The 24,592-nt window shown below is 66.4% G+C and carries 18 protein-coding genes and 1 tRNA gene; 4 read left to right on the top strand and 15 right to left on the bottom strand.

Features of this window, described 5'->3' with window-relative positions; translation table 11 throughout:
• Window positions 1-261: 261 nt before the first annotated feature.
• The 6 genes from guaA to guaB form a co-directional block, all read right to left on the bottom strand.
• On the bottom strand, window positions 262-1,824 hold the full coding sequence (guaA, locus tag GGR25_RS01280; protein ID WP_183396920.1) for a glutamine-hydrolyzing GMP synthase: 1,563 nt from the start codon (window positions 1,822-1,824) through the stop codon (window positions 262-264).
• 250 nt (window positions 1,825-2,074) lie between these two features.
• Window positions 2,075-2,344, bottom strand: coding sequence for a hypothetical protein (locus GGR25_RS01275; RefSeq protein WP_183396919.1), 270 nt, complete (start codon window positions 2,342-2,344; stop codon window positions 2,075-2,077).
• Between the two features lie 112 nt (window positions 2,345-2,456).
• Entirely contained in the window at window positions 2,457-3,770 is a 1,314-nt protein-coding gene (locus GGR25_RS01270) for a methyltransferase domain-containing protein (protein ID WP_183396918.1), read from the bottom strand.
• Between the two features lie 28 nt (window positions 3,771-3,798).
• The gene (locus GGR25_RS01265; RefSeq protein ID WP_183396917.1) at window positions 3,799-4,167 is read right to left on the bottom strand and encodes a DoxX family protein; all 369 of its coding nucleotides are present in this window, start codon (window positions 4,165-4,167) and stop codon (window positions 3,799-3,801) included.
• Between the two features lie 33 nt (window positions 4,168-4,200).
• Complete coding sequence (locus GGR25_RS01260; protein ID WP_183396916.1) at window positions 4,201-4,605, bottom strand: MAPEG family protein; 405 nt, start codon at window positions 4,603-4,605, stop codon at window positions 4,201-4,203.
• 6 nt (window positions 4,606-4,611) lie between these two features.
• Window positions 4,612-6,108, bottom strand: coding sequence for an IMP dehydrogenase (gene guaB / locus GGR25_RS01255; RefSeq protein ID WP_183396915.1), 1,497 nt, complete (start codon window positions 6,106-6,108; stop codon window positions 4,612-4,614).
• A 371-nt stretch (window positions 6,109-6,479) separates the two neighbouring features.
• Here guaB and gltA point away from each other — a divergent pair, with 371 nt between their 5' ends.
• Window positions 6,480-7,772: a citrate synthase gene (gltA, locus tag GGR25_RS01250; RefSeq protein ID WP_183396914.1), complete on the top strand. Its 1,293-nt coding sequence runs from the start codon at window positions 6,480-6,482 to the stop codon at window positions 7,770-7,772.
• 113 nt (window positions 7,773-7,885) lie between these two features.
• Here the strand turns inward: gltA and GGR25_RS01245 are convergent, their stop codons facing one another.
• From GGR25_RS01245 to GGR25_RS01225, 5 genes are all read right to left on the bottom strand, one after another.
• Window positions 7,886-8,689, bottom strand: a complete 804-nt coding sequence (locus tag GGR25_RS01245; RefSeq protein ID WP_183396913.1) for an isocitrate lyase/PEP mutase family protein — start codon at window positions 8,687-8,689, stop codon at window positions 7,886-7,888.
• A 71-nt stretch (window positions 8,690-8,760) separates the two neighbouring features.
• On the bottom strand, window positions 8,761-11,631 hold the full coding sequence (locus GGR25_RS01240) for a valine--tRNA ligase (protein WP_183396912.1): 2,871 nt from the start codon (window positions 11,629-11,631) through the stop codon (window positions 8,761-8,763).
• 229 nt (window positions 11,632-11,860) lie between these two features.
• Window positions 11,861-12,442, bottom strand: coding sequence for a PopZ family protein (locus GGR25_RS01235; protein ID WP_246409136.1), 582 nt, complete (start codon window positions 12,440-12,442; stop codon window positions 11,861-11,863).
• 156 nt (window positions 12,443-12,598) lie between these two features.
• Window positions 12,599-13,909 carry a TolC family outer membrane protein gene (locus tag GGR25_RS01230; protein WP_343067934.1) on the bottom strand — a complete coding sequence of 437 codons (1,311 nt, stop codon included), beginning with the start codon at window positions 13,907-13,909 and terminating at the stop codon, window positions 12,599-12,601.
• A gap of 259 nt (window positions 13,910-14,168) precedes the next feature.
• Window positions 14,169-14,837: a protein-L-isoaspartate O-methyltransferase family protein gene (locus GGR25_RS01225; RefSeq protein ID WP_183396909.1), complete on the bottom strand. Its 669-nt coding sequence runs from the start codon at window positions 14,835-14,837 to the stop codon at window positions 14,169-14,171.
• A 178-nt stretch (window positions 14,838-15,015) separates the two neighbouring features.
• Here GGR25_RS01225 and GGR25_RS01220 point away from each other — a divergent pair.
• Both GGR25_RS01220 and cobD read left to right on the top strand, forming a co-directional pair.
• A tRNA-Cys gene (locus GGR25_RS01220) sits at window positions 15,016-15,089 on the top strand.
• 23 nt (window positions 15,090-15,112) lie between these two features.
• The gene (gene cobD / locus GGR25_RS01215) at window positions 15,113-16,117 is read left to right on the top strand and encodes a threonine-phosphate decarboxylase CobD (RefSeq protein ID WP_183396908.1); all 1,005 of its coding nucleotides are present in this window, start codon (window positions 15,113-15,115) and stop codon (window positions 16,115-16,117) included.
• Here cobD and GGR25_RS01210 read toward each other — a convergent pair.
• The 3 genes from GGR25_RS01210 to queA all read right to left on the bottom strand — a co-directional run bounded on the left by GGR25_RS01210 (window position 16,114) and on the right by queA (window position 18,660).
• Window positions 16,114-16,350 carry an Lrp/AsnC ligand binding domain-containing protein gene (locus tag GGR25_RS01210; RefSeq protein WP_183396907.1) on the bottom strand — a complete coding sequence of 79 codons (237 nt, stop codon included), beginning with the start codon at window positions 16,348-16,350 and terminating at the stop codon, window positions 16,114-16,116. The genes cobD and GGR25_RS01210 overlap by 4 nt on opposite strands.
• 100 nt (window positions 16,351-16,450) lie before the next feature.
• Window positions 16,451-17,581 (bottom strand): tRNA guanosine(34) transglycosylase Tgt, encoded by a 1,131-nt coding sequence (gene tgt / locus GGR25_RS01205; RefSeq protein WP_183396906.1) that lies wholly within the window; start codon window positions 17,579-17,581, stop codon window positions 16,451-16,453.
• Window positions 17,578-18,660 (bottom strand): tRNA preQ1(34) S-adenosylmethionine ribosyltransferase-isomerase QueA, encoded by a 1,083-nt coding sequence (queA, locus tag GGR25_RS01200; protein WP_183396905.1) that lies wholly within the window; start codon window positions 18,658-18,660, stop codon window positions 17,578-17,580. The genes tgt and queA overlap by 4 nt, the downstream gene beginning before the upstream one ends.
• A 220-nt stretch (window positions 18,661-18,880) precedes the next feature.
• Here queA and GGR25_RS01195 point away from each other — a divergent pair, with 220 nt between their 5' ends.
• Entirely contained in the window at window positions 18,881-19,444 is a 564-nt protein-coding gene (locus GGR25_RS01195) for a hypothetical protein (protein WP_183396904.1), read from the top strand.
• Between the two features lie 1,587 nt (window positions 19,445-21,031).
• Here GGR25_RS01195 and dnaE read toward each other — a convergent pair.
• Window positions 21,032-24,511, bottom strand: coding sequence for a DNA polymerase III subunit alpha (dnaE, locus tag GGR25_RS01190; RefSeq protein WP_211200352.1), 3,480 nt, complete (start codon window positions 24,509-24,511; stop codon window positions 21,032-21,034).
• Between the last annotated feature and the right edge of the window lie 81 nt (window positions 24,512-24,592).

Here is a 24,592-nt window from a genome sequence, read left to right as displayed (position 1 = left end):
CATAAGTGGCCCTTCTGATCGGATATTTTGCCTGTTTTTACAGCGCGTTACGCCAAAAAATATACCGTCAGAAGCTCTCTTGGCCCTGACGGTATATGCGATTTTGGACTGAGACAAGATGCGCCATACCGTCAGCCATACCGTCATTCCGGAGGCTAACCCAGCGATAGACGCCGAAAGATTCTGAGATCTTTATTTATATATTTCAGTCACTTATGTCGCATCATAGCGTGTTTTTGGATACGCCCGGATGGGCAAAAATCATTCCCACTCGATCGTCCCGGGCGGCTTGCTGGTCACGTCGTAGACGACGCGGTTGATGCCTTTGACTTCGTTGATGATGCGCGTCGCGGCGTCCGCCAGGAAGCTCATGTCGAAGTGGTAGAAGTCGGCGGTCATGCCGTCGACGGAGGTGACGGCGCGCAGCGCGCAGACGAAGTCGTAGGTGCGTCCGTCGCCCATCACGCCCACGGTCTGGACCGGAAGCAGCACGGCGAAGGCCTGCCAGATCGTGTCGTAGAGGCCGGCCTTGCGGATCTCGTCGAGATAGATCGCGTCGGCCTTCCTGAGGATATCGAGCTTGTCGCGGGTGATGCCGCCGGGGCAGCGGATCGCGAGGCCGGGGCCCGGGAACGGGTGGCGGCCGACGAAGAAATCGGGCAGGCCGAGTTCGCGGCCGAGCGCCCTCACCTCGTCCTTGAAGAGCTCGCGCAGCGGCTCCACCAGCTTCATATTCATGCGCGCCGGCAGGCCGCCGACATTGTGGTGCGACTTGATCGTGACCGAGGGGCCGCCCGAGAAGGAAACGCTCTCGATGACGTCGGGATAAAGCGTGCCCTGCGCCAGGAATTCCGGCGCGCCGCGCCCGTCGGCGGCGATCTTCTTCGCCTCGCGCTCGAACACCTCGATGAACAGGCGGCCGATGATCTTCCGCTTCGTCTCGGGGTCGGAAACGCCCTCAAGCTCGCCGATGAAGAGGTCGGCCGCATCGACATGGACGAGCGGGATGTTGAAGTGCTCGCGGAAGAGCGAGACGACCTGCTCGCTCTCGCCAAGACGCATCAGGCCGTGATCGACATAGACGCAAGTGAGCTGGTCACCGATCGCCTCATGGATCAGCACGGCAGCGACCGCGGAATCGACGCCGCCGGACAGAGCGCACAGCACGCGGCCCTTGCCAACCTGCGCCCTGATCTTCGCGATCATCTCCTCGCGATAGGCCGACATGGTCCAGTCGGAGGTCAGGCCGACGACGCGGTGCACGAAATTGGCGAGCAGCTTGCCGCCATCGGGCGTATGCAGCACCTCAGGGTGGAACTGGACGCCATAGAGGCGGCGCTTCTCGTCGGCGATCGCCGCAAAGGGGGCGCCATCCGACACGGCGATGACCTCGAAGCCGTCGGGGATCGCCGTGATCTTGTCGCCATGGCTCATCCAGACCTGATGGCGCGTACCCGGTTCCCAGACGCCTTCGAACAAGGGCGACGCGCGCTTGATCTCGACGAAGGCGCGGCCGAACTCGCGGTGATGGCCGATCTCGACCTTGCCGCCGAGCTGCGCGCTCATGGTCTGCTCGCCATAGCAGATGCCGAGGACGGGCACGCCGGCGGCGAAGATCTGATCGGGAGCGGAGGGCGCTTCGATATCGGCCGTGCTGGCCGGGCTGCCGGAGAGGATGACGCCCTTCGGACGCAGCCGCTCGAACGCTTCCGCCGCCTTCTGGAACGGGTGGATCTCGCAATAGACGCCCGTCTCGCGGAGCCGACGCGCGATGAGCTGCGTGACCTGGGAGCCGAAATCGACGATGAGGATGGTGTCGTGCATCGAATGGGGTCCGGCCTTGGGAGGAAAGGCCTCCCGTTAAGGGATTGCGGCCGGAATCGCAATGCCGCTGGTCGTCACGTCAAACGATCGCCCCGGGCAATACCCCCGTGACGCGGAGGTTGCGAGGCGGGCGGCCCGGCTGTGTCCCGCCTCGATCGGAAGGCGCTCGCAAGCGCGGAAGTCAAGGAAGGGCGGGGCGCCTCGCCTGGCGAGACAGACGTCCCGGTTGAAGCCGCGCCCCTGCCCTCGCTCAGTTGGCGGCCGGGGTCGCCGTGTCGGCGGCCGGGGTGACGGGCTTCGGCGCCCAGGCGGCGAACTCGCCGCAGCCCTTCGGGGCGTTGATGTCGCCGAAGCGGTCCTTCAGCGTCTTGCAGGCATATTCGCGCGCCGAGAGCGGCAGGTTCTCGTTGATCATGACGCCGAACTTGTCGTTGGGATCGGCCGCGGCGAACACGTAATAGGCCCAGTAGCCGCCGACGATGACGACGAGAAGGACGATCAGTCGGACGAGGCCGCGCATGAATTGCAACTCCTTGAAATTGGCAATGGAAGCGCGCCCGTTCTATCGGCGCCCAACCGCGCTGTCGAGGCGAAGGGGTGCTGCCCGGTGACGCGGGTCACAGCCGGGCCGGTCAGACCCGCCGCTTGAGGACGGAAACGAAGAAGCCGTCCGTGCCCGACATCCGCGGCGTCATCATCAGGCCGAGATCGAGCCGGCGCACCGCGGCACCGACCGTGATCATCGCCTCGCGCTCGAAGGCGTCGACGATCTCGCCGGGCGGCACTGGCTCGAATCCGGAATGCGCGGCGAGGAAGGCCGAGACGCGGTCGGAGTTCTCCTCCTCGAGCACCGAGCAGGTGATGTAGACGAGCCGGCCGCTCGTCTTGACGTAGCGCGCCGCCGTCTCGAGGACGAGATCCTGGTCGCGATTACGATCGGCAAGGCTGCTCGGCCGGATCCGCCATTTGGCGTCGGGGTTGCGGCGCCAGGTTCCCGTGCCGGTGCAGGGCGCATCGACGAGGACGAGATCCATGCGGTGTTCGAGATCGTCGAGCACATCGGTCGCAGGACGCGGCGTGCGTACCTGGACGTTGCGGACCCCTGCCCGCGCCAGACGGTCGTGAATCGGTGCAAGACGACGACGATCGGAATCATGGGCGAAGATCTGGCCGTGATTGCCCATGGCCGCCGCAAGCGCCAGCGTCTTGCCGCCGCCGCCGGCGCAAAGATCCAGCACCTGCATGCCGGCACGCGCTCCCGCGAATTCCGAGGCGAGCTGGCTGCCGAGATCCTGGATCTCGATATGGCCGCGAAGGAAGGTTTCCGTCGATGCGATATGCGGCTCGCCGCGCTCGGGCTCGAGCGGCAGGCGAAGGCAGAGCGGCGAGAGCGCCGGACGCTCCGCCTGACGCCCGAGTTCGGAAGCGAGTTCGCGCGCCGCATGGTCCGGCTCGGCCTTCAGCGTGTTGACGCGAAGGTCCAGCGGGGCCGACTCGGCAAGCGCCTGCATCTCCTCGACGACGCTATCGCCGAAGACACGGCTCAGATTGGGCGCCAGCCATTCGGGATAGTCGCCCTGCACCCATTGCGGCGCCGACGCGATCCGATCCTCCGAAAGCGCGGCGCGCTCTTCGGCGCTGAGCGGCGCGGGCGCGAAACGATCGCCCGCAATGCGCGCCTCGACCTCTGCCACCGACAGTCCGCGGTGCAGGCGGAGCAAGCCGAGCACCATCGCCCGCCCGTCCTCGCCACCGGCCGCGAAGCCGGACGAGCTCTTGTGGCGGAGCGCGTCGAAGACGAGATCGCCAATGGCGCGACGGTCCTTCGATCCGGCAAAGCGGTGCGACAGGCCCCAATCCTTGAGCGCGTCGGCCGCGGGACGGCGACGACCGATGATGTCGTCGAGGACTTCGATGGCCGCGGAAATGCGGGCGACGGGAATCACGGCAGGACGCCTCCGAGCAGGAAAGGGCTCACCACGGATAGGCCGCCATGCACAGCAGCCCGCCCACTACCAGCATATGCGTCAGCACCGTATTGATTTCGAGCGCGCGGCGCTGGCCCTTCAGGTGCCAGAAATCATGCACCATGATGGTCGCCACGACGACGAAGACCGCCATGGCGATTGCCACATAGGCGGGCATGACGCCGGCGATCATCAGAAGGCCGAGCAGGATCTCGATCACGCCGCCCGCGAGCGCCACGAAGGCAGGCGCCGGGATGCGCTTGGTCGCCAGCAGCGCCGCGACGAGCGAGCGGCCGAGCAGCAGCCGCAGGCCGATGACGACAAACATCAGACCGACGACAAGCCGCGCCGCGACGGCGAGAAGCGACAGATCCATGGACGATGCTCCCAGGCTCCCGAGCCGCAGGCATTACAGAATGCGGATCGCGAGGTCCACCCAGAGTGCGACGAGCACGAAGAACCCGGCAGCGAAAGCGACATGCCGCAGCACCAGCGGGCCAAGGAGACTGCCGATCGTATGGAGAACGCGCGTCGCGACGAAGATCCAGGCGAGCACGACCTCCAGGAACGACACGCCATCGATCAGGAAGAGATAGGTGATGACGGCAAAGAAGAGGGCCGGCAGCTCGAACTGATTGGCGATGTGGCGCCGGCCCGCCGCCGATTCCGGCGGCTCGTCGCCCGGCGCGAAGTCCGTGGAGGTGACCGCGCCGCGCCCGATGGCGCCGAGCCGGGCGCGGAAGAGATAGGCGTAGGCGACGACGATCAGTGCCGCCTGCGCGATTGCGGGCCAGAGTATGGCTGTCTTGAGCATGCGACCTCAGCTGGCGCCCGGATAGTTCGGGCTTTCGCGGGTGATGGTGACATCGTGCGTGTGGCTTTCCCGAAGGCCAGCCGTCGAAATGCGGATGAAACGCGAACGCTCGCGGAAGGCTTCGAGATTCTCGGCGCCGACATAACCCATCGCCGCGCGAAGACCGCCCGTGAGCTGGTGCAGGACACCCGACACCGGCCCCTTATACGGCACCTGGCCCTCAATGCCTTCCGGCACGAGCTTCAGCGTATCGCGCACCTCGGCCTGGAAATAGCGGTCCGCCGATCCGCGCGCCATCGCGCCGACCGAACCCATGCCGCGATAGGCTTTGAACGAGCGGCCCTGGTGGAGATAGACCTCGCCGGGGCTTTCCTCGGTGCCGGCCAGCAGCGAACCGATCATCGCGCAGCGCGCGCCGGCCGCCAGCGCCTTCGCCAGATCGCCGGAATATTTGATGCCGCCATCGGCAATGACCGGAACATCGGCCTGATCCGCCACGTTCACGGCCTCCATGATCGCCGTGAGCTGCGGCACGCCGACGCCGGCTACCACGCGGGTCGTGCAGATCGATCCCGGCCCGATGCCGATCTTGACCGCATCCGCGCCGGCGCCGATGAGCGCGCGCGTGCCCTCGGCGGTCGCCACATTGCCCGCGATGATCTGCACGCGGTTGGAGAGCTTCTTGACGCGCTCGACGGCATCGAGCACGCGCTGGGAATGGCCGTGAGCGGTGTCGACCACCAGAAGATCGACGCCGGCATCGATCAGGCGCTCGGAGCGCTCGATCCCGTTGTCACCCACCGTCGTCGCCGCGGCGACGCGAAGGCGCCCCTGCTCGTCCTTGGCGGCATTGGGGTTGAGCTGCGACTTCTCCATGTCCTTGACGGTGATCAGCCCGACGCAGCGATAGGCGTCGTCGACGACGAGCAGCTTCTCAATCCGGTGCTTGTGCAGGAGGCGCTTCGCCTCCTCCTGGCTCGCGCCATCGCGCACTGCGACGAGATTCTCGCGTGTCATCAGCTCATAGACGCGCTGGTCGGGGTTCGAAGCGAAGCGGACGTCGCGATTGGTGAGGATGCCGACGAGGCGCCCCGGCGTGCCGCTGTTGCCGTTCTCGACGACGGGGATGCCGGAGATGCGATGCGCCTTCATCAGCGCCAGCGCCTCGGCGAGCGTCGCATCCGGGCCGATCGTGACCGGATTGATCACCATGCCCGATTCGAACTTCTTGACCTGACGAACCTCTTCCGCCTGCTGCTCGGGCGAGAGATTGCGATGGATGACGCCGAGGCCGCCGGCCTGCGCCATCGCGATGGCGAGGCGCGCCTCGGTCACGGTGTCCATCGCCGAGGAAATGATCGGGATGTTGAGCTCAATGCTCCGCGTCAGCCGCGTGCGGATATCCACCTCGCCCGGCATGACCATGGAATGGCCCGGCTGGAGGAGGACGTCGTCGAAGGTGAGCGCTTCGCGACCTGTCGAAAGTTCGATGATCTCGGCCATGCCAGTTCCTCAAGAATGCAAAGGACCGGCCGAAGGTCTATGAGGCCTTCGACGAGTCGCGGGACTAAGAATGAGGTTGGCGCGGGTCATTAGCATGACGCCCTGCAGCATGGAAGCCGGATTCACGGGAATCTCGCGCGCCTCACTGCGTAGGGCGCGGCAGAGGTGCTCGAGAACGGGTCGTCAGGGTCTGATCGATTTCGTTCGAACCCCTTATGAAAGCCCCTGCCCTGCCCTGCTTGCCGCGCTGCAATAAATCGGATAGGCAGGTGCAAATCCATTCCTCAACAGCGCCGTCGGGCCGTTGTGAAGGTCGACCCGCGGGTTATCACGCGACCGCTGTTTCGCTTTTGTCACAAGGGGTTGGCCGTATGACCGACAAGAAGGCGACGCTCACCATCGGTGATCAGTCCTGGGATTTCGGGATCAAGGAAGGGACCATCGGTCCCGAAGTCATCGATATCGGCTCGCTCTACGCCAAGACCGGTCGCTTCACCTACGATCCTGGCTTCACCTCGACGGGCGCCTGCGACTCGAAGATCACCTTCATCGACGGCGATGAAGGCATCCTTCTCTATCGCGGCTATCCTATCGAGCAGCTCGCCGAGCATGGCGACTTCCTCGAGACCTGCTACCTGCTGCTCTACGGCGAACTGCCGACCGCGGCCCAGAAGGCCGACTTCGACCAGCGGGTGACCTATCACACCATGGTCCACGAGCAGATGTCGCGCTTCTACACCGGCTTCCGGCGCGACGCGCATCCGATGGCCATCATGGTCGGCGTGGTCGGCGCGCTTTCCGCCTTCTACCACGACTCCACAGACATCTCGGACCCGCACCAGCGGATGGTCGCGAGCCTTCGCCTGATCGCGAAGATGCCGACGATCGCGGCCATGGCCTACAAATACCATGTGGGCCAGCCCTTCGTTTATCCGCTGAATTCGCTCGACTACGCCTCGAACTTCCTGCGCATGTGCTTCGCCGTGCCGGCCGAGGAGTACAAGGTCAATCCGATCCTCGCCCGCGCGATGGACCGCATCTTCATCCTGCACGCCGACCACGAGCAGAACGCCTCGACCTCGACGGTGCGTCTCGCCGGCTCGTCGGGCGCCAACCCGTTCGCCTGCATCGCGGCCGGCATTGCCTGCCTCTGGGGCCCTGCCCATGGCGGCGCCAATGAGGCGGCGCTGAACATGCTGCAGGAGATCGGCTCGGTCGACAAGATCCCGGAATACATCGCCCGCGCCAAGGACAAGAACGATCCGTTCCGCCTGATGGGCTTCGGTCATCGCGTCTACAAGAACTACGATCCGCGCGCCAAGATCATGCAGCGGACCTGCCACGAGGTGCTCACCGAGCTCGGCATCACCGATGATCCGATCCTCGAGGTCGCGCTCGAGCTGGAGCGCATCGCGCTGCACGACGAATATTTCGTCGAGAAGAAGCTCTACCCGAACATCGATTTCTATTCGGGCATCACGCTGAAGGCGCTCGGCTTCCCGACGACCATGTTCACCGTCCTCTTCGCCCTCGCCCGCACCGTGGGCTGGATCGCGCAGTGGAAGGAAATGGTCGAGGATCCGGGCCAGCGCATCGGCCGCCCGCGCCAGCTCTACAGCGGCGCCGACCGTCGCGACTACGTGCCGGTGTCGAAGCGGCGCTGAGCGCTGCTCGCAGGTCTCAAGACTATCCAGGGGCGCCTCACGGCGCCCCTCTTCTTTTGGTTTCCAGTGAATGCGATGTCGCGGATCCGGAGATCGGACCGCCGGCCGATCGATCAGAACGGAAAGGGCTTCAGTCCCTTCCCATAGGAGAAGGTTCCGGACGTTCTGATCTCCTGTGCGGCTCGCGTGACCGCGCTGAGCGCAACGCGCGCCAGCGCGCCGCCAATGCTGATTCTGGCGACGCCTAAAGCAGCGAGTTCGTCATAGGTCAGATCGGCATTGCCGGAACTGACGAGCACATTGACCGGCCTGGTCAGGGAGGACACCACGAGGCCGATCGCGTCGGAGGGCACCAGCGGCGCATAGAGCACATCGGCGCCGGCCCGTTCGAACGCCTGGAGCCGGCGCAGCGTGTCGTCGAGATCGGCGCGTCCGTGCAGGAAATTCTCGGCCCGCGCCGTCAAAGTGAAGGCGAAAGGCAGCGCCCGCGCGGCCTCGACCGCGGCGTGAACCCGCTCGACGGCGCGCGAAAGATCATAGATAGGCGCCGCGGGATCGCCAGTCGCATCCTCGATCGACCCGCCCACCAGCCCGGCCTCCGCGGCGAGCCGGATCGTCTCGGCGATGCCCTCCGGCTGCTCCGAAAAGCAGCGTTCCAGATCAGCGGTGACGGGCAGAGCCGACGCGGCGCAGATGCTGCGCGCGTTTGCGATCGTCTCGTCACGGCTGACGGCATTCACGCCATCAGAGCGGCCGAGCGAGAAGGCCAGTCCCGAACTGGTCGTCGCCAGCGCCTCGAAGCCGAGACCAGCGAGAAGCCGCGCCGTGCCGGCGTCATAGGCATTGGGCACGACAAGCGGTTGAGACTTCCGATGCAACTGCCGGAACGTCTCTCCTTGCTCACTCTGGCTCGGCATGGCGGCCTCCGGGAGGCGCAGCGACAGAACACCCTCGCCGCCCCTCCATCCGGCGCTGGTTTGGCGGAATTCTAGTCCTTCAGCCGCTCCAGCGCCGCCTCGAACTTGGCCGTCAGTTCCTTCGCCTCGGCGAGCCGCTCGCGCTGCTCCTCGATGACCTCTTCCGGAGCCCGGCTGACGAATTGCTCGTTGCCGAGCTTAGCCTCGATCTTGGCGGATTCCTTGACCGCCTTGTCGCGCTCCTTGGCGAGGCGCGCACGCTCGGCCGCGATATCGATGACGCCGGCGAGCGGCAGGGCGATCGTCGCCTCGCCCAGCACGGCCTGCACGGCGCCCTTGGGCGGCGTCTCGGCGTGGGTGATCGCCTCGGCGCGGGCAAGACGGCGAACCAGCGCGTCATGCGTCGCGAGCCGCGCGCGCGTCACGTCCGATGCGCCGACCACGACCAGCGGCACCATGGCCCCCGGCGGCACATTGACTTCGGAACGCACCGAGCGGACGGACGAGATCAGATCGACCAGCCAGTTGATCTCGGCGGCGGCCTCCTCGTCCTCGAAGGTGAGCGCTGGCCAGCGCGTTAGCGCCAGCAGCGTCTCGCGCGCCGGTCCCGTCTCGCCCGTGCGGCCCCACAGCTCCTCGGTGATGAAGGGCATGAACGGGTGCAGCAGCGTGACGATCTGGTCGAGCGTCCAGGCGATCGTCGCACGGGTCTCGGCGATCGCTGCCTCGGATCCGCCGTTCAGCACCGGCTTCACCAGTTCGAGGTACCAGTCGCAGAACGTGTTCCAGACGAAGCGATAGATCGCGCCGGCCGCATCGTTGAAGCGATAGGCTTCGATCGCCTCGGTCACGGCGCGCGCCGTGCGCGTCGTCTCCGTCGCGATCCAGCGGTTGAGGCGCTCCTCGGCCGCGGACGGGTCGAAGCCGGCAACGCGCACCGCACCGTTCATCTCGGCGAAGCGCGCGGCATTCCACAGCTTGGTCGTGAAGTTGCGGTAGCCCTCGACACGGCTGGTGGCGAGCTTGATGTCGCGCCCCTGCGCCGCCATCGCGGCCAGCGTGAAGCGCAGCGCGTCGGCGCCATACTGGTCGATCAGCTCCAGCGGATCAATGACGTTGCCCTTGGACTTCGACATCTTGGCGCCCTTCTCGTCGCGGACGAGGGCGTGGATATAGATGTCCTTGAAGGGCTCGACCGGGTTGCCGTCCGCGTCCTTCATGAAATGCAAGCCCATCATCATCATCCGGGCGACCCAGAAGAAGATGATGTCGAAGCCGGTCAGGAGCACGCTGGTCGGATAATAGCGCGCGAGCTCCGGCGTCGCATCGGGCCAGCCGAGCGTCGAGAACGGCCACAGGGCGGAGGAGAACCAAGTATCGAGCACATCCTCGTCGCGAACGATGAAATCGCCGCGCGCGATCGGATCGGCCGCATAGGCCCGCGCCTTCTCGTCGTCGATGAAGCCTTCGACGACGTAATAGGCGAGCGCCTCGGCGACGGCCTCTTCCTCCGTCTCCGCGACGAAGTACTTGCCGTCCGGCCCGTACCAGGCCGGGATCTGATGGCCCCACCACAGCTGGCGCGAGATGCACCAGGGCTGGATGTTCTCCATCCACTCGAAATAGGTCTTCTCCCAATTGCGCGGGAAGAAGACGCTGCGGCCCTCGCGCACCGAGGCGATCGCCGGCTCGGCGAGCGTCTTTGCATCGACATACCACTGGTCGGTCAGGGCCGGCTCGATCGGCACGCCGCCACGGTCCCCATGCGGGACCATATGCGTGTGCGCCTCGATACGATCGAGGAAGCCGCCTTCCTCCATCACCTTGACGATCAGCGCACGCGCCTCGAAGCGGTCGAGCCCCTCGAGCTGCTGCCAGAGCGCCTGGCGGGCAGCGTTCGACTCGGCGGAAGCGAGGAACGCCTCATTGTCGAGGATCGTGACGGCCGCGCGCTTGTCGAGAATGCTGATCGCATCGAGATCGTGACGACGTCCGACTTCGAAATCGTTGAAGTCGTGCGCCGGCGTGATCTTGACCGCGCCGGTGCCCTTCTCGGGATCGGAATAGTCGTCGGCGACGATCGGAATGCGGCGGCCGACCGGCGGCAGCACGGCATGCTTGCCGACGAGCGCGTGATAGCGCGGGTCCTGCGGATGGACCGCGACCGCCGTGTCGCCGAGCATGGTCTCCGGGCGCGTCGTCGCGACGACGATATAGTCGCGCGTCTCATAGCCGTCCGGCTCGCCGTCCGACGGCTTCCAGTCGGTCTTCGCGCCGTCCGGATCGAACTTGTAAGGATGCTCATAGGTCACCCCATCCGCCAGCGGATAGCGGAAATGCCAGAGATGACCCTTCGTCTCGACCTGGATGACCTCAAGATCCGAGATCGCGGTCTCGAATTTCGGGTCCCAATTGACGAGGCGTTTGTCCTTGTAGATCAGCCCTTCGCGATAGAGCTGGACGAACACCTTGAGGACGGCGCGCGACAGGCCCTCATCCATGGTGAAGCGCTCGCGCGACCAATCGGCCGAGGCGCCGAGGCGCTTCAGCTGACCGACGATCGTGCCGCCGGACTCGGCCTTCCAGCTCCAGACCTTGTCGACGAAGGCCTCGCGGCCGATCACGCGCCGGTTCGGCTCCTGACGTTCGGCCATCTGCCGCTCGACGACCATCTGCGTGGCGATGCCGGCATGATCGAGGCCGATCTGCCAGAGCACGTCCTTGCCGCGCATGCGCTCGAAGCGGACCAGCACGTCCTGCAGCGTGTTATTGAGCGCGTGGCCCATATGGAGCGAGCCGGTGACATTCGGCGGCGGGATGACGATGGCATACGTCTCGGCACCGGGCGCGGCGCCCGCGCCGGCCTTGAACACCCCGGCCTCGCCCCAGCTGTCGAAAATGCGCGGCTCGACGCTGGCGGCGTCGTAGTTCTTCTCGAGCATGACCGTTTCCGGATAAGAATATGGTTGGCTGCTGTAAATCGGATGGCCGAAGCCAAGTCAACCGGCGATGACCGGGTGAACCGGCATCGCGCCGACGGGCGCGGCGGGAAGCGCCCCGCGAGCGGCCTGCGCAGACGACCGGCAGCATTTTGAAGGGATCAACGGCCGCACGGAAGGCATGCACACGCGGTCTCGCGAAGCGCCGACGGCGTTTACGCGTCGATCGCGATCAACGACCGCGCGAAACCCGCTCGATCTCGTCGCGCACCAGCCGCTCGACCAGAGGCGGCAGGTTCGAATCGAGCCAGGCCTTCAGCATCGGCCGTAGCAGTTCCTTGGTGATGTCCTCGAGCGTGCGCGCCGATCCGGGCGCCGCGGGCGCGGCCCCGGAAAGACTGCCGAACGCCGCATGGATCGCCGCATCGGCCCCCGGCGACAGCAACGGACGCGCCGGTGCCGGCTCCTCGTGGCGGACCGAAGCCGGGGGCGGTGTCGCGACGGAGCGATGCTCAGCGCGCGACGGGGCCGGCTCGACCCGCACGGTCGCCGGCGTCCGAGGCTGAACAGCCGCAGTCAGAGGGGCAGCCGGGCGCGACGGCGGCGAAGATGGCGCGGCGGCGACCGCTGCTCTCGTTTCGGGCACCCGGGTCTCGGGACGGCTCGCCAGCGGTGGCTCGGAGGGGCGCACGGCAAAAAGTGCGTCGATCGCCTCGGTCGAGAGGTTCGGCGCGGCAGGCGGCGGCACCGAAGCAGCGTGCTCGGAATCGTCTTCCGTTATGATCCGCCGGATCGAAGCAAGGATCTCTTCCATCGACGGCTCTTGCGCCTGACTGAGCTTGGCCATTGCCACCCCGAAACTCACAACGCGTTCGAATCGCACGACTTCCGCGCGATTCCGCGTCAGAGTAGCGAATTCGCTGCCGGGGGAAAGCCGTGGAACCGGATTTCCCCCGAAGCCTCTCGCGACTCAGCGTCCGTCGGGCGTACGCAGGCCAATCCACTTGTCGCGGACGGCGTTGTAATGCTGCTGGGGCTTGTAGGTGGCGACCTTGAGGCCGAGCTTGCTCGAAGACAGCCCGCCCATCGCGGAAAGCAGAGTGTAGGCCGCAACGATCTGCGAGCGCTGGGCGATGACCAGCGTCTCGCGCGCCTGGATCAGCGTCTGCTGCTGATTGAGCACGTCGAGCGTGGTGCGCTGGCCGACCTTCTGCTCCTCGATCACGCCCGAAAGAGCGAGTTCGGCAGCCTTGATCTGCGCCTGCGCCGACACGATCGCGGCGGTCGCCGCCTGAAGCTGCCCCCAGGCCGAATCGACCGCGGAGCGGACCTGATCGCGCGTGCTGTCGAGCTGGATGCGACGCTGGCCGAGGATTTCCTTGGCCTGCCGGGCCTGCGAGTAGACGACGCCGCCCTCGTAGATCGGAACCGTCATCTGCGCGGTGATCGTCGCCGAATTGGCCCAGGAATTACCGGTCGACGTTTCGTCCGAGTGCGATGCCGAACCCTGCAGCGAAACGCTGGGCAGGAGCTGGCCCTCGATCGACTTCACGTTGAAGGCGGCCGTATCGACATTGTAGCCGGCAGCCAGAATGGCCGGGTGGTTCTTCTGGCCAACCTGGATGGCAGCATCAACCGACTTCGGCAGAACGCGATTGCTGAAAGTCGGAATCACGAGATTCTTCGGCTTGACGCCGATGATCTGCAGATAGGTCGCGTTGGCCGAATTGAGATTGGCGACGGCGACGTCGTAATTCGTCTGGCCTTCGCTGAGGCTTGCCTCGGTCTGCGCCAGATCGGTGCGCGTGCCCTCGCCGACCTTCAGGCGATCAGCCGCGGCGCGCTGCTGCTCCTGCAGGAAGGTGATGTTCTGCTCGCGCAGCTTCAGGATCGCCTGCGTCTGCAACACATTGGTGTAGGCGGACACGGCGTCGAGGAAGACATCCTGCTCGGTCGAGCGGAGCACTTCACGGCCGGCCAGAACCGACGACTCCGCCTGCTTCACATTGTTCTGGGTCTGAAAGCCCCGGAACAGAGGCTGCTCGACCGTGATGCCGACCGACCGAGGGTTCAGATTGACCGCACCCGCAGACGTGTTGAGGGACGAATAGCCGATCGACGCCGTGCCCGAAACAACGGGCCGATAGCCCGACAGGGCCTGCGGCACGCCTTCATCGGTCGCACGCAAGGCCGCGCGCTGCGCGTTCAGCGTCGGATTATTGCTGTAGGTCAGCGCGAGCGCTTCATTCAGCGTATCCGCGCGAACGGCAGGGGCGGCCACCAGAACCGCGGCGAAGGCCGCAGAAGTCAAGAAGACCCGGGAAAAAGACAATGTCAAACCTCGACGTTGCGAGGCGACGCCCCCCTACCGGACGTCCACCACCGAACCTAACGCGATTAAGATACGCAGGGGGCCATGACCGTCAAATGGCACGACCCATGAAACCGTTGATAAAGTGTTCGATGCGGCCCTAAAGCCACATAGGGCGATACGATACGCCGTAGGCCCGAAACGCTATCACTTTGATTTTACGCGCTAATTAGAACACGAACCCGGCCGGCGCCGCGAAGCCCGGCAAGGGCTGCACATGGGTGTTGAACGCAGGGCGACCGCTCACGGAGCCACCGGAACGCGTGTAGATCGTGCCCTTTGCGGCTAGGCCGCGCGAGCCGACGACGGTAACGATTCGCCCGCCCTCGGCGAGTTGCGCGGCCAGCGCATCCGGCAGCACGTCGATCGCGCCTTCGAGCACGATCACGTCGTAAGGCGCCCCGGCTTTCCAGCCGGCCGCCAGCGGTCCGGTGACGATTTCGACATTCGAGACGCCGAGTTCCGGCAGGATGGCGCGCGCGCGTTCGGCGAGCGCGGCATTCTCCTCGAGCGCCGTCACCGAAGCGGCGAGCCGCGAGAGAATCGCCGCCGAATAGCCGGTGGCGGTGCCCACGACGAGCACCTTGTCCTGCGGCAGGATGTCGGCGAGCTGGACGAGCTTGGCGAGCGGACCGGCTTCCGTCAGATAGCGCGGCGTTTCGCCGGGGCCGGTCAGCAGCAGGTCGCCGTCGATATAGGCCAGCGGCTTCAGAGCCTCGGGAACGAAGGCCTCGCGCGGCACGGCGGAGAAGGCGTCGAGGACGTCATAGTCGGTCACGTCCACCGTGCGGATCTGGCAGTCCACCATCGTGGTGCGCGCCGTGGCGAAATCGACCATGCTCGGAAACCTCACGTCGGAAACGAGTTTTCCTGATCCTTACCGGTCTGTCCGCGGGGTGACAAGACGCGAGCGCCGCGCTGCGGCGACGCAGCCCGCTTTCATCTGTGCAGCCTGGGGACGACGCGAGAAAAGACTTGCCTCAGGGCGCCCCTTCCCTCTACATCCGCAGCCCGAGGGCCTCGTGGCGGAATGGTTACGCAGAGGACTGCAAATCCTTGCATCCCGGTTCGATTCCGGGCGAGGCCTCCAATCTCCCTCCCGTGAGCCAGACCATGGCGGATCGATCATCGCCTGCCCCCGGCCCGCAGCCGCGGCATGGCGGCGGACTGGTCGATGCGGCGCGGCTCCATGGCATCCCACTGGACGACTGGCTCGATCTTTCGACCGGGATCAATCCGCACGCCTTCCCGCTGCCGCCTTTCGCACCCGACGACCTCCTCCGCCTGCCCGATCCGGCGGCGCTCCGCGACTTGCTCGCGGTGGCGCGGCGTGCCTATGCGGCGCCCGCGGATGCGGTGGTGCTCCCCGTTCCCGGCAGCGATCTTGCGCTGCGGCTGATTCCGCTCCTGTTCCCGCGCGGGCCCGTCGCGATCCTGTCGCCGACCTATTCCGGCCATGCCGAGGCCTGGGACGCGGCGGGACACGCGTTCAAGCGCGTTGCGGATCTCAGTCAAGCGATTGATGCAGCTAGCATTATCGTCCTCGCCAACCCGAACAATCCCGACGGCCGAACCGTCGCGCCGGAGACGCTGGCGAGCATCGGCGAACGGCACACACTGATCGTCGACGAGGCCTTCTGCGACCTCGCGCCGGAGGCGAGCGTCGTGCCGATGATCGGCCCGCGGACCATCGTCCTGCGCTCATTCGGCAAGTTCTATGGGCTGGCCGGACTACGACTCGGCTTCGTGATCGGAGACAGGGAGTTGCTGGGACCGCTTGAAAGGCTGCTCGGCGACTGGCCGGTCTCGGGTCCCGCGATCGCGGCCGGCCGGCTGGCGCTCGCCGATACGGCCTGGCAGGCGGCGACGCGGACGCGGCTCGCGACGGAACGTGCGCGTCTCGATTCGCTTTTGCAATCAGTTGGTTACGTCACGATCGAAGGGACGGATCTCTTCCGCTCGGTGATCACGCAGGACGCTGCAGCGCTGCACCTCGCCCTTGCGCGGCAGGGGATCTGGACGCGGATCTTCGCCGAGGACCCGACACGCATCCGCATCGGCATCCCGCCGGAAGGCGGTTTCGAACGGCTGGAACGGGCTCTTTCGAGAGGCTTCTAGAAGGCGCGGAACGTCATGATGGTGCGCGTATCGCGGATTCCGTCGAAGCGCTGCACCGACGCGGTCACGAAATGTCCTGGATCGACATGGTCTTCGAGATAGAACTTCACGAGAAGGTCGAACTCGCCGGCTGTCGAATAGATCTCCGAGGCGATCTCCGCATCGGCGATGGCGGACGCGACGTCATAGGCGCGGCCGAGCTCGCATTTGATCTGCACGAACAGAGCCTTCATCGGGTCACTCCTTCACTGCGCCGGTCGCGCCCCTTATAGGGCCTCGCGCCGGTCGCCGCCAATCTCGCCCGCGCGCCGCCATTGGCGAAATCGACACGTCTCAGAGCGGCGCGATGTCGCCGCGCGCCCAGCCGGCCTTGGTGGCGAGGCGGAAATCCTCGAACCGGCGCTCGTCGATCGCGCCGCGTATGCCGGCCATCAGCTGCTGGTAATAGGCGAGGTTGTTCCAGGTGAGCAGCATCGCCGCCAGCGTCTCGTTCGCCTTGAACAGGTGATGCAGATAGGCGCGCGAATAGTCGCGGCTGGCCGGACAGTCGGATGCCTCGTCGAGCGGACGGTGATCCTCGGCATGGCGGGCATTCTTCAGATTGACCTTGCCGAAGCGAGTGAAGGCGAGGCCATGCCTTCCGGCACGGGTCGGCATGACGCAATCGAACATGTCGACGCCGCGCGCGACCGATTCGAGGATGTCGTCCGGCGTGCCGACGCCCATCAGATAGCGCGGCTTCTCGGCGGGAAGCACTGGCGTAGTGATCGACAGGATCTCCAGCATGACATGCTGTGGCTCGCCGACCGCGAGGCCGCCAATCGAATAGCCCTTGAAGTCCATGTCGCGCAGGGCCTCGGCAGAGGCAATGCGGAGGCGCGGAACATCGCCGCCCTGCACGATGCCGAAGACGGCCTTGCCCGGCTGCTCGCCGAACGCCGCCTTGGAACGCTCCGCCCAGCGCAGCGACAGGCGCATCGCCCGCTCGATCTCCGCTTCCGAGGAGGGCAGCGCGACGCATTCGTCGAGCTGCATCTGGATGTCGCTGTCGAGCAGGCCCTGGATCTCGATCGAGCGCTCCGGCGTCAGCTCGTAGCGGCGGCCGTCGATATGGCTCTGGAAGGTAACGCCGTTCTCGTCGAGCTTTCTGAGCTGCGCCAGCGACATGACCTGGAAGCCGCCGGAATCGGTCAGGATCGGATGCGGCCAGTTGGCGAAGACATGCAGCCCGCCGAGCTTGGCCACCCGCTCCGCGCCGGGGCGCAGCATCAGGTGATAGGTGTTGCCGAGGATGATGTCGGAGCCGAGCTCGCGCACCTGGCCCGGATACATCGCCTTGACCGTTCCCGCCGTGCCGACCGGCATGAAGGCCGGCGTGCGGATATCGCCCCGCGGCATCGAGACCGTGCCGCGGCGCGCCATGCCGTCGGTGGCGTGCAGCGTGAAAGTGAATTTCTCGGTCATTCGGCACTCTCGGGAAACAGCAGCGACGCATCGCCGTAGGAATAGAAGCGATAGCCGGTCGCGATCGCATGCGCATAGGCCGCGCGCATCGTCTCGAGCCCCGAAAAGGCGGAGACGAGCATGAAGAGGGTCGAGCGCGGCAGATGGAAATTCGTCATCAGCGCGTCGACGGCGCGGAAGCGATAGCCGGGCGTGATGAAGATGCGCGTCGCATCATGGAACGGGCGGATGACCCGGTCCTCGCCCGTCGCACTTTCGAGGAGGCGCAGCGACGTCGTCCCGACCGCCACGACCCGCCCGCCCCGCGCGCGCACCGCATTCAGCGCCTCGGCCGTCTCGGCGGTCACCTCGCCGCGCTCGGCATGCATCTTGTGCTCGGCTGTATCGTCGGCCTTCACCGGCAGGAAGGTCCCTGCCCCGACATGCAGCGTCACGAAATGGCGGGAGACGTCGAGCGCGTCGAGCCGCGCGAACAGCTCCGGCGTGAAATGCAGCCCGGCGGTCGGCGCGGCGACGGCGCCATCCTCGCGGGCATAGATGGTCTGGTAGTCGCGCCGATCCTCGCCATCCTCCGCGCGCTTCGAGGCGATATAGGGCGGCAGCGGAATATGGCCGACGCTGGCGATCGCCTCGTCGAGCGCGGGACCCGAAAGGTCGAAGTCGAGCACGACCTCGCCGGCCTCGCCCTTCTCGGTCACGGTGGCAGCGAGCCCGGCCAGCAGGCAGGCGCGATCGGCGCTCTCGCCGAACAGGATCCGCTCGCCGGCCGCGATCTTCTTCGCCGGCCGCACGAAGGCGCGCCAGCGGCTGCCGCTCTCGCGCAGATGCAGCGTGACGCCGATGCGCGCGGCGACGCCGTCGCGCACGCGCTCGCCGAAGAGCTGGGCCGGGATGACGCGCGTATCGTTGAAGACGAGCGCATCGCCGGGGCCGAGCAGATCCGGCAGATCGCGGACGATGCGATCTTCGGGCGCAGCGCCGGGGCGCACGACGAGCAGGCGCGCGGCATCGCGCGGCCGCGCGGGGCGCAGCGCGATCCGCTCCTCGGGGAGCTCGAAATCGAAAAGGTCGACGCGCATGGAGTTTCCGTCCGCCGGGTTCGGCGCCCCCTACTAGAGCATCAGGCCGCAAAGGGGAATCCGGTTTTCAGGATGGCTCCGATGCGAAAAGCGGGAGCCGGGCCGCCTGCGCGGCTCCAATGCGCTACGAACGACGCCCCGCGCGGAGGGCGCGCGGGCGACTGCCGCCCGCCTTCCCGATCCGCTATGCTTGCCCCGCCGCGCATGGGGAGCCGACCGCTTGGATACGTTCCGCTGGATATCGACCGTCTTCTCGATGATCCTCGGCCTCGGTGTCGCAAGGCTCCTCGCCTCGGCCGTCGCGGTGTTCCGCGCCCGCAGGCGCGCCATCCTCGACTGGGTTCCGATGGCCTGGGCCCTCTTCATTTTCCTCCAGCAGCTCGCCTTCTGGTGGAGCATGGAGGAACTGGCGACCGCCATGCGGAGCTGGACCTTCCCGAACTTCCTGCTGATCGTCGCGCTCGTGCTGGCGCTCTTCCTCGCCGCCGCCCTCGTCCTGCCGCCGGCCGAAATCGAGGAGGGCACGAACCTTCGCCGGCATTTCGAGGCGGACGGGCGCTGGGCGCTCATCCCCATCGCGGCGTTCAACGCCCTCGCCATCCTCGCCAACGCCCTGTTCTGGAACATGGACGTCCTGACGCTGGCGGAGGCACTGAACTTCGCCCTCTGCCTGCTGCCGCTCATCGCCTTCGCCAGCCCCCGCCCCATCCAGATCGCCGCAACGCTCCTCTACATCCCCCTCGGCCTGTACGCCTTCGCCGAACTGTTGCCATCGCATTATTGAGCGGGGGATGCGGGGGCGACCGGATAGCGGACCGAGAGGCGCCGCCGCAGGGGCCGAGACCGCTCGGCGGGCCGGCCTGCACAGCCCAGTTCCCGGTCCCGAACGGAGGCCGGCGAGACTAAATGGGCGTATGCAGGTTCCGGGCGTAGAACTCCGGCCAACCCCAAATGACGCCGTCATGCCGGCGAAAGCCGGCATCCATTCAGCCGGGGCGCAAGTCGTCTATCGCCTCAGGCTGCATGGATCCCGGCTTTCGCCGGGATGACGCCGGAGGGGTTGCGATGACGGCAAAGCAAAGCCGCGCCGCGGCGAACGCCCCTTTCCTTGAACCCTCCCCTTGAGGGAGGGTCAAAACCGCAAAGCGGTTTTGGGGAGGGGTCTGGTCGGCTGGAAACGGCGACGACGTCTCAGGACAAAATGCCGTCATGCAGGCGGAAGCCGGCATCCATTCCGCCGGGGCGCAAGCCGTCTGTCGCCTCAGGCTGCATGGATCCCGGCTTCCGCCGGGATGACGCCGGAGGGGTTGCGATGACGGCAAAGCAAAGCCGAGCTGCAGCGAACGCCCCTCGCCTTGAACCCTCCCCTTGATTGAGGGTCAAAACCGCAAAGCGGTTTTGGGGAGGGGTCTGGTCGGCTGGAAACGGCGACGACGTCTCAGGACAAAATGCCGTCATGCAGGCGGAAGCCGGCATCCATTCCGCCGGGGCGCAAGCCGTCTGTCGCCTCAGGCTGCATGGATCCCGGCTTCCGCCGGGATGACGGCGGTGGCGTTGCGATGACGGCAAAGCAAAGCCGAGCTGCAGCGAACGCCCCTCGCCTTGAACCCTCCCCTTGATTGAGGGTCAAAACCGCATAGCGGTTTTGGGGAGGGGTCTGGTTGGCTGGAAACGGCGACGGCGCGTCAGCACAAAATGCCGGCATCCAGGGCGGAGCTGGCATCCATTCAGCCGGGGCGCAAGCCGTCTATCGCCTCACGCTGTATGGATCCCGGCTTCCGCCGGAATGACGGCGGTGGCGTTGCGATGACGGCAAGGCAAAGCCGAGCCGCAGCGAACGCCCCTTTCCTTGAACCCTCCCCTTGAGGGAGGGTCAAAACCGCGAAGCGGTTTCGGGGAGGGGTCTGGTTGGCTGGAAACGGCGACGGCGTTTCAGGACAAAATGCCGTCATGCCGGCGGAAGCCGGCATCCATTCAGCCGGGGCGCAAGCCGTCTATCGCCTCAGGCTGTATGGACCCCGGCACTCGCCGGGATGACGGCGGTGCGGCGTGAGAGCGGCCTGCGGATCGACACGGCTGAAACTGACATCGGCACATAGAGCGGGATACAGCGAAACAGTCAGAGCGGACTGCGCGCGTCCTCCCCTCTTCACCTCTCCCTGAGGGAGAGGTCGGCGCGAAGCGCCGGGTGAGGGTTTACGGGCTATCAGCTTCTGCCGCGACGGATCAGCGCCTTGTTCTGAGCCTTCCCTAAACCCTCTCCCGCCAGCCTGCGGCCGTCGGTCTCCCCCTTAGGGGGAGGTGAAGGAAGGGCCGCAGCCTCTGCATCGCAGATGCGATAGCAGCCACGGTAGGCAGACAGCCCCTGCCCTCAGACCAGCTCCACCTGCACGATGCCGCCGACCGTCCGGAGCGCGCTCGCGATCTGCGGGGAGAGCTGGTAGCGGCCGGGGAGTTGCACTTCGACCTCGCGCCGGCCCTCCTCCAGCAGCAGGACGAGCGACACGTCGCCGTCGCCGCCGCGTGAAAGCTGGCGTTCGATGCTGCGGAGCGGTTCCTCGCCGCGCAGGAAGACGCGGAGCTGCTTGAGGCCGGCATCGACCTGGTCGAGCGGCTTCACCGAGGCGATGCGGAGGCTGATGCCTTCCGGCCTATCCTCGGCCGCGACCTGGACCATGACCGACTGCCCGGGCTCCAGCAGGTCGCGGAACTCGTTCAGCGCCTCGGAAAAGAGGATCGCCTCGAACTGGCCCGTGGGATCGGAGAATTGCACGATGCCCATGCGGTTGCCGGTCTTGGTCTTGCGCTCCTGGCGCGACGTCACCGTGCCGGCGAGGCGGCCGGCGGCGGCGCCGCGATGCACGGCCTCGGAGAAATCCGCCCAGCTCTGGACGCGGAGCTTCTTGAGCACCGGCTGGTACTCGTCGAGCGGATGGGCCGAGAGATAGAAGCCGACGACCGCATGCTCGCGCTGCAGCCGCTCGGCCGGCAGCCAGGGATCGACCGCCGGCAGGACCAGCTTCTCGACGCCCGCCGCGCCGCCGAAATTGAACCCGTCCTGGCCCGCCGTCTGGTCCTCGACCAGACGGTTGCCGATGCCCATGATCCGCTCGATGCCGGCGGTGATGCGCGCGCGGTCCTTGTCGAGCTCGTCCAGCGCGCCGGCCGCGATCAGGCTTTCGAGCGTGCGCTTGTTGAGGATCTTCGGGTTGATGCGCGCGGCGAATTCGGAGAGATCGCGGAACGGCCTGCCCGCGCGCGCCTCGACGAGATGCTCCACCGCCTGCGCGCCGACGCCCTTCACGGCGGCCAGCGAATAGAGGATGCGCCCGTCCTCCACATCGAACACCGCGCCGGAGCGGTTCACCGACGGCAGATCGACCTTGATGCCGAGCCGCATCGCCTCGCGGCGGAAATCGTTGATCTTGTCGGTATTGCCCATGTCGAGCGTCATCGACGCCGCCAGGAACTCGGTCGGATAGTTCGCCTTGAGATAGGCCGTCTGATAGGCGACCAGCGCATAGGCCGCCGCGTGGCTCTTGTTGAAGCCGTAATCCGCGAACTTCGCCAGAAGATCGAAGATCATGTCGGCCCTGTCCTTGGGCAGGCCGCGCGACACGGCGCCCTCGACGAAGCGCACGCGCTGCGCGTCCATCTCGGCCTTGATCTTCTTGCCCATGGCGCGGCGCAGAAGATCCGCCTCGCCGAGCGAATAGCCGGACAGGATCTGCGCGATCTGCATCACCTGTTCCTGGTAGATGATGACGCCGTGCGTCTCCTTCAGCACGCCCTCGATGCTGGGATCGAGGTAATCCGGCTTCTCCTCGCCATGCTTGCGCGCATTATAGACGGGGATGTTGTCCATCGGGCCGGGACGATAGAGCGCGACGAGGGCGATGATGTCCTCGAAGCGGTCCGGGCGCATGCCGATCAGCGCCTTGCGCATGCCCTGGCTTTCCAGCTGGAACACGCCGACCGTCTCGCCGCGCTGGAGCATCTCGTAGCTCGCCCGATCGTCGAGCGGCAGCGCCGAGAGATCGATCGCGATGCCGCGCTTGGCGACGAGCTTCACCGCCGTCTCCAGCACGGTCAGCGTCTTGAGGCCCAGGAAGTCGAACTTCACCAGCCCCGCGCTCTCGACCCATTTCATGTTGAACTGGGTGACCGGCATGTTGGAGCGCGGATCGCGATAGAGCGGCACCAGCGCGTCGAGCCGGCGGTCGCCGATCACGATGCCGGCGGCATGCGTCGAGGCGTGGCGATAGAGGCCCTCGAGCTTCTGCGCCATGTCGAGCAGCCGCTCGACGGTCGGGTCCTCGTCGCGGGCGGCGCGCAGGCGCGGCTCGTCCTCGATCGCCTTGTCGAGCGTGACCGGATTGGCCGGGTTCTGCGGCACCATCTTGCAGAGCCGGTCGACCTGGCCATAGGGCATCTGCAGGACGCGGCCGACATCGCGCAGCACCGCGCGCGCCTGCAGCGTTCCGAAGGTGATGATCTGCGCGACCTGCTCGCGGCCATATTTCTGCTGGACGTAGTCGATGACCTCGTCGCGCCGGTCCTGGCAGAAATCGATGTCGAAATCCGGCATCGAGACGCGCTCGGGATTGAGGAAGCGCTCGAAGAGCAATGCGAAGCGCATCGGATCGAGATCGGTGATGGTGAGCGACCAGGCGACGAGCGAGCCCGCGCCCGAGCCGCGGCCCGGCCCGACCGGAATCCCCTGCGATTTCGCCCACTGGATGAAGTCCGCGACGATGAGGAAATAGCCGGGGAACTTCATCTTCTCGATGATCGAGAGCTCGAATTCGAGCCGGTCGGCATAGTCCTGCTGGCTGAGGCCGGGCGCCAGGCCGTGGCGCTCCAGCCGCAGCGCCAGACCCTTGCGCGCCGTATCCTTCAGCGCCTCCGTCTCCGCCTTCTCCGCCTCGGCGGGATCGGCGTCGGCGCCGGCGAAGCGCGGCAGGATCGGCTTGATCTTCACCGGCCGATAGTGGCAGCGCAGCGCGATCTCGACCGTGCTCGCCGTCGCCTCGGGCAGGTCCTTGAACAGCGACACCATCTCGGCGCGCGTCTTGAAATAATGCTCGGCCGTCAGGCGGCGGCGCTTCTCCTCCGCAATCACCGCGCCCTCGGCGATCGCGATCAGCGCGTCATGCGCCTCGTAATCGCTGCGCGCCGGGAAGAACGCCTCATTGGTCGCCACCAGCGGCAGGCCCATGCGATAGGCGAGCGATACCATCTCGCTTTCGGCCTGCTGCTCCTCGATCGTGCCGTGGCGCTGCAGCTCGACATAGAGGCGGTCGCCGAAGAGACGCGCCAGCCTTTCGAGCCGCGCGCCGGCAACCGCGCCCTGCCCGGCCCGCACCGCCTGGTCGACCGGGCCATTGCCGCCGCCGGTGAGCACGATCAGGCCCTCATGCCCTTTCTCGAAGGCCGAGAACGGGATGTTCGGCCGCTCGGTCGACTCGCTCTCCATGAAGGCCTGCGAGACGAGGCGCACGAGGTTCCAGTATCCGGCCTCGCTCGCGGCGAGCAGCACGAGATCCGACAAGGGCCGCGGCGCCGGACCGCTGCGCCGCGAGGGATCGAAGCCGTCATCAAAGCCGACGGCCAGCTGGCAGCCGATGATCGGCTGGATGCCGATCTCGACCATCTTCTCGGAGAATTCGAGCGCGCCGAACAGATTGCCCGTATCGGTCAGCGCCAGCGCCGGCTGCGCATCGGCAACGGCCAGCTTGATGAGCTTCTTGAGCGGCAGCGCGCCTTCGAGCAGCGAATAGGCCGAATGAACGCGCAGATGCACGAAGCCGACCTTCTCGGCAATCCCGGCCCGTTCCGCCGCTCCCATCATCGCCCGCGTCTCCCGCTGAAGGCGGCCGACTCGAACACGCCGCCTGGCGGCATTCTTCGGCCCGGAGGGGCCTCAAGTCTA

The sequence above is a fragment of the Kaistia hirudinis genome (genome assembly GCF_014196455.1).
In the GTDB taxonomy this organism is placed as follows: domain Bacteria; phylum Pseudomonadota; class Alphaproteobacteria; order Rhizobiales; family Kaistiaceae; genus Kaistia; species Kaistia hirudinis.
The sequence above is the reverse complement of the archived record's forward strand: the minus strand, read 5'-3'. Positions and strand labels throughout refer to the sequence as shown.